General features: G+C 72.4%; 14 protein-coding genes. 4 read left to right on the forward strand and 10 right to left on the reverse strand.

The window, feature by feature from the left end; genetic code table 11:
- Positions 1-68: 68 nt before the first annotated feature.
- The gene (locus HT134_RS22125) at positions 69-1,082 is read left to right on the forward strand and encodes an SMP-30/gluconolactonase/LRE family protein (RefSeq protein ID WP_175602361.1); all 1,014 of its coding nucleotides are present in this window, start codon (positions 69-71) and stop codon (positions 1,080-1,082) included.
- A 1-nt stretch (position 1,083) separates the two neighbouring features.
- Here the strand turns inward: HT134_RS22125 and HT134_RS22130 are convergent, their stop codons facing one another.
- Entirely contained in the window at positions 1,084-2,340 is a 1,257-nt protein-coding gene (locus tag HT134_RS22130) for a class I SAM-dependent RNA methyltransferase (protein ID WP_175602362.1), read from the reverse strand.
- 84 nt (positions 2,341-2,424) lie between these two features.
- Positions 2,425-4,467 (reverse strand): APC family permease, encoded by a 2,043-nt coding sequence (locus HT134_RS22135; protein ID WP_175602363.1) that lies wholly within the window; start codon positions 4,465-4,467, stop codon positions 2,425-2,427.
- Positions 4,468-4,568: 101 nt separating this feature from the next.
- Between HT134_RS22135 and HT134_RS22140 the strand changes: the two genes are divergently transcribed.
- A complete protein-coding gene (locus HT134_RS22140) occupies positions 4,569-5,234 on the forward strand; it encodes a potassium channel family protein (protein WP_175588328.1) in 666 nt (221 codons plus the stop codon).
- Complete coding sequence (locus HT134_RS22145) at positions 5,234-5,893, forward strand: potassium channel family protein (protein WP_175588327.1); 660 nt, start codon at positions 5,234-5,236, stop codon at positions 5,891-5,893. The genes HT134_RS22140 and HT134_RS22145 overlap by 1 nt, the downstream gene beginning before the upstream one ends.
- Before the next feature lie 61 nt (positions 5,894-5,954).
- Here the strand turns inward: HT134_RS22145 and HT134_RS22150 are convergent, their stop codons facing one another.
- The 7 genes from HT134_RS22150 to valS all read right to left on the reverse strand — a co-directional run bounded on the left by HT134_RS22150 (position 5,955) and on the right by valS (position 13,107).
- Positions 5,955-6,596 carry a DUF6000 family protein gene (locus HT134_RS22150; RefSeq protein WP_175602364.1) on the reverse strand — a complete coding sequence of 214 codons (642 nt, stop codon included), beginning with the start codon at positions 6,594-6,596 and terminating at the stop codon, positions 5,955-5,957.
- Between the two features lie 130 nt (positions 6,597-6,726).
- Positions 6,727-7,395: a DUF3159 domain-containing protein gene (locus HT134_RS22155; protein WP_175602365.1), complete on the reverse strand. Its 669-nt coding sequence runs from the start codon at positions 7,393-7,395 to the stop codon at positions 6,727-6,729.
- A gap of 4 nt (positions 7,396-7,399) precedes the next feature.
- Complete coding sequence (locus HT134_RS22160) at positions 7,400-7,783, reverse strand: OB-fold nucleic acid binding domain-containing protein (protein WP_175602366.1); 384 nt, start codon at positions 7,781-7,783, stop codon at positions 7,400-7,402.
- 29 nt (positions 7,784-7,812) lie between these two features.
- Positions 7,813-8,454 (reverse strand): DUF3710 domain-containing protein, encoded by a 642-nt coding sequence (locus tag HT134_RS22165; protein ID WP_175602367.1) that lies wholly within the window; start codon positions 8,452-8,454, stop codon positions 7,813-7,815.
- 50 nt (positions 8,455-8,504) lie between these two features.
- Positions 8,505-8,936 (reverse strand): dUTP diphosphatase, encoded by a 432-nt coding sequence (gene dut / locus HT134_RS22170; RefSeq protein WP_217708247.1) that lies wholly within the window; start codon positions 8,934-8,936, stop codon positions 8,505-8,507.
- Positions 8,937-9,201: 265 nt separating this feature from the next.
- Positions 9,202-10,500 (reverse strand): AI-2E family transporter, encoded by a 1,299-nt coding sequence (locus HT134_RS22175; RefSeq protein WP_175602369.1) that lies wholly within the window; start codon positions 10,498-10,500, stop codon positions 9,202-9,204.
- 117 nt (positions 10,501-10,617) lie between these two features.
- Positions 10,618-13,107: a valine--tRNA ligase gene (gene valS / locus HT134_RS22180; RefSeq protein WP_175602675.1), complete on the reverse strand. Its 2,490-nt coding sequence runs from the start codon at positions 13,105-13,107 to the stop codon at positions 10,618-10,620.
- Positions 13,108-13,216: 109 nt separating this feature from the next.
- On the opposite strand from valS, the gene HT134_RS22185 reads away from it, so the two are divergent.
- A complete protein-coding gene (locus tag HT134_RS22185; RefSeq protein ID WP_175602370.1) occupies positions 13,217-13,501 on the forward strand; it encodes a DUF4235 domain-containing protein in 285 nt (94 codons plus the stop codon).
- On the opposite strand, the gene HT134_RS22190 is transcribed toward HT134_RS22185, so the two are convergent.
- On the reverse strand, positions 13,434-14,867 hold the full coding sequence (locus HT134_RS22190) for an alpha,alpha-trehalose-phosphate synthase (UDP-forming) (RefSeq protein WP_312888324.1): 1,434 nt from the start codon (positions 14,865-14,867) through the stop codon (positions 13,434-13,436). The two genes, HT134_RS22185 and HT134_RS22190, sit on opposite strands and share 68 nt — an antisense overlap.
- Between the last annotated feature and the right edge of the window lie 92 nt (positions 14,868-14,959).

Genomic DNA, 14,959 nt, shown 5'->3' on the forward strand with positions numbered 1-14,959 from the left:
TTGACAGGTATTAGAACTCTAACTATCGTACGTACTCGTTCTAATAGTCGAACCCTTGCGAGTGACTCATGCCTTCCCTCCGTACCGTCGCCGCCGTAGCGGGCACGACCCTCGCCCTCACGCTCGCCGGCCCCACCTCCGCCGCCCTGGCGGCCCGCCCGGCCGCCCCCGCTGCCCTGGCCGCCCCGGCCGCGACCGTCTCCACCGCGTTCGAGCTGCCCGGCGCCCGGGTGTACCCCGAGGGCGTCACCGCCGATCCGCGCACCGGCGAGCTGTACGCCGGCTCCTACACCGACGGCACCGTGTTCCGCATGACGCCCGGGCGGCGGGTCGCCGAGACGTTCCTGCCGGCCGGCGCCGACGGCCGGCACACCGCCAACGGCCTGGAGGCCGACCGCGCCGGACGGCTGTGGGTCACCGACTCCACCAGCGGCGTCACCGTCTACGACACGCGCACCCGCGCCCCGCTCGCCCGCTTCGAGGTCGAGGGGGACGAGCCGACGTTCGTCAACGACGTCGCCATCGCGCCGGACGGCGCCGCCTACCTCACCGACAGCGCGCGGGCCGTCGTCTACCGGGTCACCCCCCGCCAGCTCGCCCGGGCCCACGGCGGCCGGGCGCCGCTCACGCCGTACGCGGATCTGAGCGACGCCGTCGGCGCGAGCGCTCCCGGCACGTACACGCTGAACGGGATCGTCACCGACCCCGCCGGCCGCTACCTGCTGACGGCGGACATGACGGGCGGCGGCCTCTACCGCGTGGACCTCGCCACCCGCGCCGTCCGCAAGGTCGCGCTGGAGGGGGGCGACATGCTGCACGCCGACGGGCTGGAACTGCGCGGCGCGACGCTGTGGGCGGTGCACAACACCGTCGACACGATCAGCCGGTGGCGGGTCACCCGGGACGGCACGACGGCGCGCGTCGAGCGGCGGCTGACCGACGAGGCGCTCCAGCTCCCGACCACGCTGACGTGGCACCGGGACGGCCTGTACGTCGTGCGCTCGCAGTTCGACAAGGGCGGCCCGCTGGGCGAGGGCACGCCGAGCCTGCCCTTCTCCGTCGCGCTGGTGCGCGGGCTCTAGCTCACCCGCGGACGAGCAGCGCCACGCACTCCACGTGGTGGGTCATCGGGAAGGCGTCGAACGCGCGCAGGTCGGCCAGGCCGTACCCGCGCTCCCCCAGCCACGCCACGTCGCGGGCCAGCGTCGCCGGGTCGCACGAGACGTACACGACGCGCGGCGCCTCCAGGCTCGCGACGCGGTCCACCACCTCGCGGCCGAGGCCCGCGCGGGGCGGGTCGACCACGACCACGTCGGCGCGCTCGATCTGGAAGCGGTCCAGCGCCTCCTCCACCCGGCCGCGCTCGATCCGCGCCTGCGGCAGGTCGCGCAGGTTGGCCCGGGCGTCGCGGACCGCCGCCTCCTCCGACTCCAGGCCGAAGACCGCCCCCTCGGGCCCCACCGCCTCGGCCAGGCCCGCGGCGAACAGCCCCACCCCGCAGTAGAGGTCGAGGGCCCACTCCCCCGGCTCCGGCGCGGCGAAGGTCAGGACGGCGTCCAGCAGCGTCTCGGCGGCGCCGGGATGGACCTGCCAGAACCCGCTGCCCGAGACCCGGAACTCCCGGTCGCCGACCCGCTCGCGCAGCACGCCCGGGCCGCGCCGCGGCACCGTGCGGCCCTTGCCCTGGTCGACCAGGATCGAGGCGGGCGCGTCGAGGTCGGGCACGGCCACGGTGCGGCGCGGGCGCGGCTTGACCACGACGGCGCGGTCGCCGCCCGTGGAGGCGATCACCTCGACGCCCGCCGCGCCGGGCCACTCGCGCAGCTCGGCCCCGACCGCCTCCACCTCGGGGTGGGCGATCAGGCACGCGTCGACGGGCTGGATGTCGTGGGAGCGGTGCTTGCGGAAGCCCGGCACGCCGTCCCCGCGTACGGCGAACTGCACGCGGGTGCGCCAGCCGAGGCCGTCGGGTGCCCCCGGCACCTCCTCCACCACGACCTTGCGGTCGATGCCGGCGAGCCGCCGCAACTGCTCGGCCACCACGTCGGCCTTGAGCGCGCGCTGCGCCTCCAGCGTGGCGTGCTGCCAGTCGCAGCCGCCGCACCGGCCGGGGCCGGCGTAGGGGCAGGGCGGGACGACCCGGTCGGGCGAGGGCTCCAGGATCTCCACGGCGTCGGCCCGCAGGAAGCGGGTCGTCTCCTCGGTCACGGCGGCGACGACGCGCTCGCCGGGCAGGGCATGCCGGACGAAGACCACGCGGCCCTCGTGCCGGGCGACGCACCAGCCTCCGTGCGCGACCGGGCCGACCGTGAGCTCCAAAGATGCCTGTTCCGCTTCCACATCGACACCCTATGCCCTGCCCGGACGGCCCCTCGCCGCCCGCCGCACCCCGCCGGGACCCACCCGCGCGGGCGGCGGCGGACGTCAGCGGGTCTCGATGCCCTGGTCCTTGACGACGTCCTGCCAGGAGCGGCGCACCGAGCCGGCCGCGAACGGCTCCGGGCGGCCCTTGAGCCGGTCGGAGGAGTGCAGCTGCCAGGGCACGCTCGTCACCATCACCCCGGGCTTGAACAGCAGCCGGGCCTTCAGCCGCAGCGCGCTCTGGTTGTGCAGCAGGTGCTCCCACCAGTGGCCGACCACGTACTCGGGGATGAAGACCGTCACCACGTCGCGCGGCGAGCGCCGGCGCAGCGTCTTGACGTAGTCGAGGATCGGCTGGGTGATCTCCCGGTACGGGGAGTGCAGCATCTTCAGCGGCACCGGGATGCCCCGCCGCTCCCACTCCTCCTGGAGCTGGCGCGACTCCTCGTCGTCCACGCCCACGGTGACGGCCTCCAGCGTGGAGGGCCGGGTGGCGCGGGCGTAGGCGAGGGCCCGCAGGGTCGGCTTGTGGATCTTGGAGACGAGCACGATCGCGTGGTTGCGGGCCGGCAGCATGGACGCGTCGTACTCGCCGGTGAGCTCCAGCTCGGCGGCCACGTTGTCGTAGTGCCGGCGGATGCCCTTCATCATGAGGAACAGGATCGGCATGGCCAGGCACACGATCCACGCGCCGACCAGGAACTTGGTCAGCAGCACGACGATGAGCACGAGCCCGGTCATGATGCCGCCGAAGAAGTTGATGGCCCGGGAGCGGTGCATGCGGTGGCGGGCGCCCGGGTCGGTCTCCGTGCGCAGGTGGCGGGTCCAGTGGATGACCATGCCGGTCTGGCTGAGCGTGAAGGAGACGAAGACGCCGACGATGTAGAGGTTCAGCAGGCGGCTGACGTCCGCGTTGAACCCCCACAGCAGCAGGCACGCCGCCGCGGCGAGGATGACGATGCCGTTGGAGAAGGCCAGGCGGTCGCCGCGGGTGTGGAGCTGGCGCGGCAGGTAGCGGTCCTGGGCCAGGATCGAGCCGAGCACCGGGAAGCCGTTGAAGGCGGTGTTGGCCGCCAGGAACAGGATGAGCGCGGTCACCGCGGAGATCACCACGAACGCCGCCGAGCCGCCGCCGAACACCGCGTCGGCCACCTGCGCGATGATCGGCTGCTGGTAGTAGCCGGGGCCGACGGGCGTGCCGTCCGGCTTGAGCAGGTCGGTGGCCACCACGGACGGCTCGGCCACCTTCACCCCGGAGGCCAGCCCGAGCGCGATGATGCCGCCGAACATGGTGATCGCGACCACGCCCATCATGAGCAGGGTGGTGGCGGCGTTCCTGCTCTTGGGCTTGCGGAAGGCCGGCACGCCGTTGCTGATGGCCTCCACGCCGGTCAGCGCGGCGCAGCCGGAGGAGAACGCGCGCAGCACGAGGAACGCGGCGGCGAACGCCGTCAGGTTGGTCTGCTCGGGCACGATGCCGAAGCCGGCGCTGGGCGCGCGCAGCTCGTCGCCGAGCACCAGCAGCCGGAACCCGCCCCACGCGACGAGCCCGATCACCGCGACCATGAACGCGTACGTCGGGATGGCGAAGGCGACGCCCGACTCGCGCAGGCCGCGCAGGTTGACCACGGTCAGCAGGACGACGATGGCGATGGCCACGGCGGGCTTGTGCTCGCCGACGAACGGGATCGTGGCGCCCACGTAGTCGACGCCGTTGGCCACGGACACCGCCACGGTCAGCACGTAGTCGACCATGAGGGCGCTGGCCACCGTCAGGCCGGCGTTGCGGCCGAGGTTGGTGGTGGCCACCTCGTAGTCGCCGCCGCCGCTCGGGTAGGCGTGCACGTTCTGCCGGTACGACGCGACGACCGTCAGCATGACGACCACCACGGCCAGGGCGATCCAGGGGCTGTAGGTGTAGAACGAGACCCCGGCCAGCGACAGGATGACGAGGATCTCCTGTGGCGCGTACGCCACGGAGGACAGCGCGTCGCTCGCGAACACGGGCAGGGCGATGCGCTTGGGCAGGAGCTGCTCGTGCAGCTGGCCGCTGCGCAGCGCCCGGCCCACCAGGACGCGTTTCAGAAGATCTGTCACCTTCGCCACGTAACCAGAGCCTAGTCTCCGTTATGGCCACGCATCGGAGCGCTCCCCTATCAGGCCATACTGGTGTCGAGCAACCGGCCGACCGCGAGATGCGGGGGAGTATGCATATAGTGATCATGGGGTGTGGGCGGGTCGGTTCGACCCTGGCCCACATCCTCGAGGACGGCGGCCATTCGGTCGCGATCATCGACCGCGATCCGCAGGCGTTCCGCCGGTTGCGGGCGGGGTTCCGCGGCCGGCGGGTGACGGGCATCGGGTTCGACCGCGACGTGCTCACCGACGCGGGCATCGAGTCCGCCGCCGCGTACGTGGCCGTCTCCAGCGGCGACAACTCCAACATCATCTCCGCCCGGGTGGCGCGGGAGACGTTCGGCGTCGACAACGTCGTGGCCCGCATCTACGACCCGCGGCGGGCCGAGGTCTACCAGCGCCTGGGCATTCCCACGGTGGCGACCGTGCGCTGGACGGCCGACCAGATCCTGCGGCGCGTCCTGCCGGAGGGCGCCGAGCCGCTGTGGCGCGACCCGACCGGCCGCGTCGTCCTGGCCGAGGTGCCCGTGCACCCGTCCTGGATCGGCACGCGCGCCGTCGATCTGGAGCCCAGGGCGCGGTGCCGGGCCGCGTTCATCAACCGCATGGGCGAGTCGCTGGTCGTGGCGGACGACACCGTGCTGCAGGAGGGCGACATCCTGCACGTGATCGGCGCCGAGAACGACATGGACCGGATCAACAAGGTGCTCGCCGCCGCACCGGAGAAGGACGACTGATGCGCGTCGCGATCGCGGGGGCCGGGGCCGTGGGCCGGTCCATCGCCGCCGAGCTGCTGGAGAACGGCCACGAGGTCCTCCTCATCGACGTGGACCCCAAGGCCATCAAGATCGACAGCGTGCCGCGGGCCGAGTGGCTGCTCGCCGACGCCTGCGAGATCGCCTCGCTCGACGAGGCCGGCCTCAACAACTGCCACGTCGTCGTCGCCTCCTCGGGGGACGACAAGGTCAACCTGGTCGTGTCGCTGTTGGCCAAGACCGAGTACGGCGTGCCGCGCGTGGTCGCCCGGATCAACCACCCCAACAACGAGTGGCTGTTCAACGAGTCGTGGGGCGTGGACGTGGCCGTCTCGACGCCGCGCCTGCTGAGCGCCCTCGTCGAGGAGGCGGTGAGCGTCGGCGACCTGGTGCGCCTGCTGACGTTCCGGCAGGGTCAGGCCAACCTGGTGGAGCTCACGCTCGCCGAGGACGCGCCCGTGGTGGGCCAGCGGGCCGGCTCGGTGCCGTGGCCGGCCGACTCGGCGCTCGTGGCGATCCTGCGCGAGGGGCGGGTCCTGGTGCCCTCCGACGACGACCCGCTGGAGGCGGGCGACGAGCTGCTGTTCGTGGCCACCCAGGAGGTGGAGCAGGAGCTCGCCCACCTGCTGTCGCAGCACTGACCCAGCGCCACCACCAAGGCTTCCCCCGGGCGCCCGCGCCGGCGCCCGGCATGGGATGGCGTCAGGGCCACCGTTCGAAGAAGAGCTGCCGCCGCGGCAACCACTCCTCGATCGTCCCGGCCATGCAACTCTCGCCGAACGCGCACTTCTCCGTCATGTAGGCCGAGAGGTAGGCAAGATCCGTCTCATCCACCGCCCCGCCCTGGACGACGAAGCGTGCGGCGTGAGCCGCGCCCCGGAGCTCGTCGAGGTGGCCGAGCGCACCGATCGCGTCGCCCCATTGATGACGGTCGTCCACCCGGGGCGGGCGGCGATCGAGACAGGCGGTGAGCAGTTCGGCGTCGCGCTCCTCTCCGAAGCGCGCGAGCGCGAAGCAGTAACCGTCGCTCGCGTAGCCGAGCGGGCTCTCCAGGAGCATGCTGCCGAGCTGCTCCCGGAAGCGCGTGCGCCGGTCGAGGCCGATGAGCCAGCCGGCGGTCATCCGCGAGCGCCACTCGAACGCCAGCAGCCGCTGAAGATCTTTGTCGGTGATCCGTCGCGCGTCCCGGGCCAGGGAACGGCCGAAGCGGATCAGCTCCCGGTCGGGGAGCATCATGAAACCGCCCATGAGCTGCAGATAGCGGCGGACCTCTCCGCTTCCGGGGGTGACGTAACGCCGGACGGCCCGCGTGAGCCGGAGGTCGGACGGGGTCGGCAAGGGCATGAGCCCATTCTGCGGAGATCGTCCGGGCCGGCAAGTCCCTGGATCGAGCGCCGCCGGCCCGGGGAGCGCCGCGCCGGCGATCCGGTCACGAGCGGACGGCAGCCCGCCCGTGGACCGGCGTCGCGAAGGGTCAGGCCGGGGCCACGGGGTTGATCGGGGTGCGGCCGCGGCCGAGCACCCACACCATGGCCGCCAGCGCGGCGATCTGCAGCGGCCAGCCCATGGCGATCTTGGCCACGCCCAGCGCCGCCACCGCCTCGTCCCCGCCGCCGAACAGGTACACCGGGAGCTGCACCGCCACCCGCACCACGCACGGGACCAGCAGCAGCCAGGTCAGCCGCGAGCAGAGCCGGACGACGCCCGGGTCCTGGCGCCACCCGGTCGGGTCGCCCGTCACCGAGCCGATGAGGAACCCGACCACGGGCCACCGGGCGACGATCGACAGCAGCATGGCGACCGAGTAGGCGCCGTTCCACAGGATGCCGGGCAGGAAGTAGTCCTTGGCGTCGCCGGTGCGGCTGGCGAAGAACGCGCCGATCGCGATGCCGATCAGACTGTTGATCACGAACTGCGGCGTCGAACGCTGCAGGACCCGCGCGAGGAGCAGCAGCACCGACAGCGAGACGCTGACGATCAGCGACAGCTTGAGCTGCTCGGTGACGATCCAGGCCAGCGTGAACGCGGCCGTCGGCACCGCCGCCTCGATGATGCCCCGCACCCCGCCGAACGCCTTGGCGAGCTGGGCGCGAACCGCCGCCTCCACGGTGTCGTGGGCGGCGTCTCCGGCCTCGGCCTTCACCTGATCAACTCCCTGGGCGCAGCTCGTATCGCGGATTGAACATCACCTTACGGCCGTCCTGGACGCTCACCAGGCCCTCGGCCTTGACGATGCGTCCGGGCTCGATGCCGGCGATCTTGCGGCGGCCGAGCCAGACGAGGTCGATCACGTCGGACCCGTCGTAGAGCTCCGCCTCCAGCGCGGGGGCGCCGCCCCTCGGCCGCAGCGTCACCGTACGTAGCGTACCGGCCACGCAGAATCGGCGCCTGCCGCCACACGAGGCGATCGGCGTCGCGCCCGTCTGCTCGGCGTCCTCGCGCAGCATCTGCGCCTCGATCTCGGACTGGGGGGATGCCAGCCGACTGAAGAACCCGCGCAACCCCCGTTTGGGAGTCCCTGCCGTAGTCATGATGAATCAGCCTATGCGATGGGAGGTCGTCAGCGAATCTCACTGATCTCAGGTCCGCGCCGGAACGGGTTGAGCCCCGGCCGGTCGTCGCTCTGCGGGCCGTGCTCGTTGGGACGGCGCAGGGCGATGGGCTCCTCGCGCGCCATCGGCTCGGTGCCGCGGACGACGACGACGTCGCGCAGGAAGTCGATGAACGGCTCCGCCGCGGCCTCGTCGGCGGCGGCCGGGCCGTGGACGACGGCGAGCAGGAACCAGCGGGGCCCGTCGATCCCGAGGTAGCGGGCCTGGCGGGTCTGGCCGTCGGCGGTGATCTCGCCGCGCAGCTCGGCCCCGAACGGGCCCTCCCGCTCCTCCAGGGCCGGCAACTGCTGTGTGATCTTGGTCTTGACCTCGTCCCACAGGCCCATGGACTTGGGCGCGGCCAGCCCCTGCACCTGCAGCGTGCTGTCGCCGTGGATGACGACGACGCCGATGTGCTGGTCGCCGACGGAGGCCAGCCGTACGTCGAAGTCGGGGTTGTGCGGCAGCCGAAGGCCGCCGAGGTCGATCCGGTCGTGGTCGGGGTGGGGCTCGTCGGAGTCCCACGGGCCGGACTCGCGCGTGGGCTCGGCCGGGGCCGCGGCGTCGGCCGCCGCCTGCTCCGGCTGCTCGCGACGACGGCGTCGGAACACGTCTCTCACTCTCCCTGTTCAGCGTTCTGTGAACCCTGCTCGGCCCCTGGTCAGCGCCCCGTCGAGCCGAACCCGCCGGCTCCGCGCGCCGATTCCGGGAGCCGCGCCACCTCGCGGAAGGCCGCCCGCTCCACCCGCTGGACGACGAGCTGGGCGATCCGGTCGCCGCGCCGTACGAGGAACGGCTCCCTGGCGTCGGTGTTGATCATCGTCACCTTGATCTCGCCCCGGTAGCCGGCGTCGACCGTGCCGGGCGCGTTGACCAGCGTGACGCCGTGCCGGGAGGCCAGGCCCGAGCGCGGATGGACGAACGCGGCGTAACCCTCCGGCAGCGCGATGGCGACACCGGTCGGCACCACGGCGCGCTCGCCGGGCGGCAGCTCGGCGTCGCACGCGGCGTGCAGGTCGGCGCCCGCGTCGCCCGGGTGGGCGTAGGCGGGCACCGGCAGGCCGGGGTCGAGCCGCTGGATGAGGATCTCCAGCGGGGGCGCGGCCGGGGCGTCCGTGGGCGGGGCGGGCCGGGAGCCCGCCGCGTCGCGGTCGGTCGCGGTCACGGGTTCACCTCGTCGTGGTGCTCCGGGGCGCTGATGCGCCCCTCAGCCTCAAGGTACGCCCTTCCGGCGGTGATGCGGTCACACCCGGTGCGCGGGTGGAGTGTCGCGGGCGCGCCACGGCGCCGGGGCGCCTCCGGGCGGGCTGCGCCGCGGGACGGCGTGGTCCAGGCGGTACGGGTCACGAGTGACGAGGTTACTCGGTGTCGGCCGGCCTTTCTCCGCGATCGGCCTGTGCCGCGGCGGAGGCGGGGCCTTCCCCTCGATCGGCCTGTGCCGCGGCGGAGGCAGGACCTTCCCCCCGATCGGCCCCGGCCGGTGCGGCAGAGGCGGGACCTTCGCCGCTGCGGGGACGCGGCGCGCCGGAACCCGCGGGGCGCGGCGCGGTGGGCTCGGGCTCCTCCCCCACGTCCTCGTCCGCGTGCTCGCCCGGTGGCAGAGCGGGCTGGTCGTGGCGCAGCTCGGGCAGCGCCCGGTAGATCACCGCCGCGACGGGCACGGCCACCGCGGCCCCCGCGATGCCGCCGAGGATGCCGCCCACGGCGAGGACGATGATGATGGCCAGCGGGTGGAAATTGAGGGCCCGGCCCACGATCAGCGGCTGGAGCACGTGGTTCTCCAGTTGCTGCTCGACCACGAGGACGCCCACGAAGATCAGCGCGTACACCGGACCCTTGGCGCCCAGCGTGACCAGGGTGGCGACCGTGCCGGCGAAGAAGATGCCGACGATGGGGATGAAGCTGGCGAAGAAGATCAGGACGGCCAGCGGCGCCCACAGCGGCACGCCCATGCCGGCCAGCACGATGCCCATGATGAGGCCGTGGACGGCGGCGACGGCCACGGTGCCCTGCACGTAGTGGGAGAGCGTGGTCCACGCGGCGCGGCCGGCCCGGTCGACGCGCGGCGCCATCTCCCCGAACGCCTTGAGGAACCACGACCAGATCCGGTCGCCGTCCTTGAGCAGGAAGAACGTGACGAACAGCAGCAGCACGATCGAGGCCAGCACCTCGAAGGCGACGGCGCCCGCGGTCAGCACCGTGCCGGTGATGGCGCTGCGCTGGGTGTTGACCATCGTCGCGATCTCGTCGACGTAGCTGGTGATCTGCGCCTCCTTGAGGTGCAGCGGGCCGGTGATCAGCCAGTTCTGCACGTCGCGGGAGGTCGCCTGGACCTGCTCGACGAGGTTGGGGAACTCCTCGGTGGCGCGGGCCCCGACCAGCCAGCCGGTGCCGGCCAGGATGGCCAGCGCGACCAGCATGGTGAGCCAGGTGGCGTAGATGGGGCGCATCCCGGCCTGGCGCAGGCTGTTGGTGAGCGGGAACAGCAGCGCGGTCAGCAGGAGGGCGACGGCCACGGGCAGGGCGACGAAGCTGAGCCGCCCGACGCCGAGCGCGAAGTAGTAGACCACCACGCCGACGAGGATCAGGCACCCCGACCACGCGGCCATCTTGGCCAGCACGGGAGGCACGAGCTTGGTGGGGCGGTCTCTCAGCACATCCCCAGACTGGCACGTCCGGCGCCGGGATGCGCGCCGATGAACGATCGGACGCATCCCGGAGCCGTGATCGGCGGGCCGGTGACCTCAGGCGCTCTCACCGGCGGGCCGGTGAGCTCAGGAGCTCTCGCCCAGCGCCACCTCGACCGCGAACGCGGGCCCGTCGTCCAGCACGAACTCCTCGACGTTGCCCGCGCCGCACAGGTCGTCCTGCGCCAGGCGCACGAGCCGGGCCTCCGGCCCGGTCACCGTGAGGCGGGACACCTCGGCGCGCATGGACAGCTTGGCCTCGGACTTGGCCTTGCGGACCCGCCGCAGCACCTCGGAGGCCACGGCCAGCACGGCCGGGTCACCGACGCCGCGTTCGGCGGCCGGCCAGGCGGCGCGGTGCACGGAGCCGTCGCGCCACCAGGACCACACCTCCTCGGTGACGAACGGCAGGAACGGCGCGAACAGCCGCAGCAGCGCGTCGAGCGCCCGCCGCAGCGCCGCGTGCGCGGAGGCCGCCGCCGCGTCGGACTCGTAGGCGCGGGCCTTGACCAGTTCGAGGTAGTCGTCGCAGAACGACCAGAAGAACCGCTCGGCGGCCTCCAGCGCCCGGGTGTAGTCGTAGTCCTCGAACGCCCGGGTGGCCTCGTCGACCACGTCGGCCAGCGCGGCCAGCATGGACAGGTCGAGCGGCTCGGTCACCTCGCCGTCGGAGGCGGGGAAGCCGAGCACGAACCTCGACGCGTTGAGGATCTTGATGGCCAGCCGCCGGCCGACCTTGATCTGCCCGGTGTCGAAGGCGGTGTCGGTGCCGGGCCGCCCGCTGGCCGCCCAGTAGCGGACGGCGTCGGAGCCGTACTCCTCCAGCAGCCCGAGCGGCGTGGTGACGTTGCCCTTGGACTTGGACATCTTCTTGCGGTCGGGGTCGAGGATCCACCCGGAGATGGCGACGTCGCTCCACGGCAGCGTGCCGAACTCCTGGTGCGCCCGGACCACGGTGGAGAACAGCCAGGTGCGGATGATCTCGTGGGCCTGCGGGCGCAGGTCCATGGGGAAGACCCGGGAGAACAGGTCGGGGTCGCGCTCCCACCCGCCGGCGATCTCCGGCGTGAGCGAGGACGTGGCCCAGGTGTCCATGACGTCGGGGTCGCCGACGAACCCGCCGGGCTTGCCCCGCTGGTCCTCGGTGTAGCCGTCGGGGACCTGCGAGGACGGGTCGACCGGCAGGAGCTCCTCGGGCGGCAGCAGCGGCCGGCTGTAGTCGGGCTCGCCGGCGTCGTCCAGCGGGTACCAGACGGGGAACGGCACGCCGAAGAAGCGCTGCCGGGAGATCAGCCAGTCGCCGGCCAGGCCCTGCACCCAGTTGTCGTAGCGGACCCGCATGTGGGCCGGGTGCCAGCGCAGCTCCGAGCCCCGGGCCAGCAGCCGCTCGCGCAGCTCGGCGTCGCGCCCGCCGTTGCGGATGTACCACTGGCGGGTGGTGACGATCTCCAGGGGCCGGTCGCCCTTCTCGTAGAACTTGACCGTCCGCTGGACCGGGCGCGGGTCGCCGTCGAGGTCGCCGGACTCGCGCAGCAGCTCGACGATGCGCTCGCGGGCGCTGTGGACGGTCTTGCCGGCCAGCTCCTCGTACGGCTCGCGCTCGGCGCCCTCCGGGGGCTCGGGCAGCAGCCAGCCGTCGCGCCCGATGACGGGCCGGGTGGGCAGGCCCAGCTCGCGCCACCAGGTGACGTCGGTGAGGTCGCCGAACGTGCAGATCATCGCGATGCCGGAGCCCTTGTCCGGCTCGGCCAGGTGGTGGGCCAGGACCGGCACCTCGACGCCGAACAGCGGGGAGAGCGCGCTCGTGCCGAACAGCGGCTGGTAGCGCTCGTCGTCGGGGTGGGCGACCAGCGCCACGCACGCGGGGATCAGCTCGGGCCGGGTGGTCTCGATCCAGATCGGCCCCTTCTCGCCGTAGAAGGAGACGCGGTGGAAGGCGCCCGGCCACTCGCGGTCCTCCAGCTCGGCCTGGGCGACGGCGGTGCGGAAGGTGACGTCCCACAGGGTGGGCGCCTCGGCGAGGTAGGCCTCGCCGCGCGCGAGGTTGCGCAGGAACGCCCGCTGGGAGGCGGCCCGCGCGGCGCCGTCGATCGTGGCGTACGTCAGCGACCAGTCGACCGACAGCCCGAGGCGGCGCCACAGCTCCTCGAACGCCTTCTCGTCCTCGAGGGTCAGCCGCTCGCACAGCTCGATGAAGTTGGCCCGCGAGATCGGCACCTGCCGCTTGGGGTCGGGCTTGGCGGGAGGTGTGAAGCCGGGATCGTAGGGCACCGAGGGGTCACAGCGCACGCCGAAGTGGTTCTGCACGCGACGCTCGGTGGGCAGGCCGTTGTCGTCCCACCCCATGGGGTAGAAGACCTCGCGCCCGCGCATCCGCTGGAAGCGGGCGACGGTGTCGGTGTGCGTGTACGAGAAGACGTGACCCACGTGGAGGGAGCCGGAGACGGTGGGAGGCGGCGTGTCGATCGAGTAGATCTGCTCGCGGGTCTTCGACCGGTCGAAGCGGTAGGTGCCGTCCTCCTCCCAGCGGGCTACCCATACCTGCTCCAAGCCGTCGAGTGTCGGTTTTTCCGGCATGGTGGCATGGCGTAGTCGCTGTTGAGTCATGCCTCCATATGCTACGGCTTCGCGGGCCACGCCAGCGTTGCAGACTAGGGTTCGTTACACAGGGGAAGGAGACGTCCATATGGCAGATGAGAAGCCGGACCTGGCCTGGCGGGTGATCGGCGGGCTGGTGGGCCTGGCGACCGCGTGGGTGGCGCGCAAGGCCCTCGGGTTCGTCTGGGTGAAGACGACCGGCAAGGAGCCGCCCGTCGACCCGGACTCCCCCGAGGTCAGCCTGGGTGAGGCGATCGGTTACGCGGTGCTCATGGGCGTCGGCATGTCCGTGGCGCAGATCGTGGTCAATCGGACTGCCAAGAAGCGCTATCAGGCATGGCGGTCGGTGAAGCAGGCTGCTCGAGAGCTGTGAGGAACTCGCTCGCCCAGCGGTCCACGTCGTAGGTGGCGACCCGGCGGCGCATCGTGCGCATCCGCCGGGCCAGCTCGTGCGGCGTGGCCCGCATGGCGGCGACCATCTGGCGTTTGACGTCCTCGATGTCGTACGGGTTGACGAGGTACGCCTGGCGCAGCTCGTCGGCCGCCCCGGTGAACTCGCTGAGCACCAGCGCGCCGTGCAGGTCCTGGTGGCAGGAGACGTACTCCTTGGCGACCAGGTTCATGCCGTCGCGCAGGGGCGTGACGACCATGACGTCGGCCGCCAGGTAGAGCGCGGCCAGTTCGTCGCGGCCGTACGACTGGTGGAAGTACTGCACCGGCTGCAGGCCGAGCGTGGCGTGCTCGCCGTTGATGCGGCCCACCTGGAGCTCGATGTCGTCGCGCAGCCGCTTGTACTCCTCGACCCGCTCCCGGCTGGGCGTGGCGATCTGCACGAACACCGCCTCGCCGGGCGCGATGCGCCCGTCCTTGAGCAGCTCGCCGAACGCCTCCAGGCGCTGCCCGATGCCCTTGGTGTAGTCGAGCCGGTCCACGCCGAGCAGCACGTGCTCGGGGTCGCCCAGCTCGGAGCGGATCTCCTTGGCGCGCTGGATGATGTGCGGCTCGCGCACCATCGAGTCGAGCTCGCCGAAGTCCACGGAGATGGGGAACGCCTGGGTGGTGACGACCCGGTCGTCCAGGAAGATCTCGTTCCCCTTGTACGGCAGGCCGAGCAGGCGGCGGCAGAGCCGGCGGAAGTTGGCCGCGCCGCCGGGGAGCTGGAAGCCCACGAGGTCGGCCCCGAGCAGGCCCTCCACGAGGTCCTTGCGCCAGGGCAGCCGCCAGAACAGCTCCACGGGTGGGAACGGGATGTGCAGGAAGAACCCTATGCGCAGGTCGGGCCGGAGCTTGCGGAGCATGGCGGGCACGAGCTGGAGCTGGTAGTCCTGCACCCAGACGACGGCGCCCTCGTCGGCGACCTCGGCCGCGGCGGTGGCGAAGCGCTCGTTGACGGCGCGGTAGGCCTCCCACATCGTCCGGTCGAAGACCGGTGGCGCGACCACGTCGTGGTAGAGCGGCCACAGCGTGGCGTTGGAGAAACCCTCGTAGTAGAGCTCGACCTCGCGGGCCGACAACGGCACCGGGATCAGGCTCATGCCGTCCTGCTCCAGCGGCTCCAGCTTCTCGTCGGGGGCGCCGTGCCACCCGAGCCAGGCGCCGTGGCGGCGCTGCATCACTGGCGCGATGGCGGTGACGAGCCCGCCGGGGCTCCTGCGCCATGAGGCCGTTCCGTCGGGCTCGATCGTGCGGTCCACCGGCAACCGGTTGGCGACGATCAGGAACGAGCTACGGCCACTCACCCAAGTCCTCCTAGGCTCACCTTGCGAGAGCCGCCACACACGGCTCCCGGCGCCCGCCTCCGAGCCTGGTTCGCCGGATCACCGCCCCTCGC

Source organism: Nonomuraea rhodomycinica, from assembly GCF_013363995.1.
Lineage (GTDB): Bacteria > Actinomycetota > Actinomycetes > Streptosporangiales > Streptosporangiaceae > Nonomuraea > Nonomuraea rhodomycinica.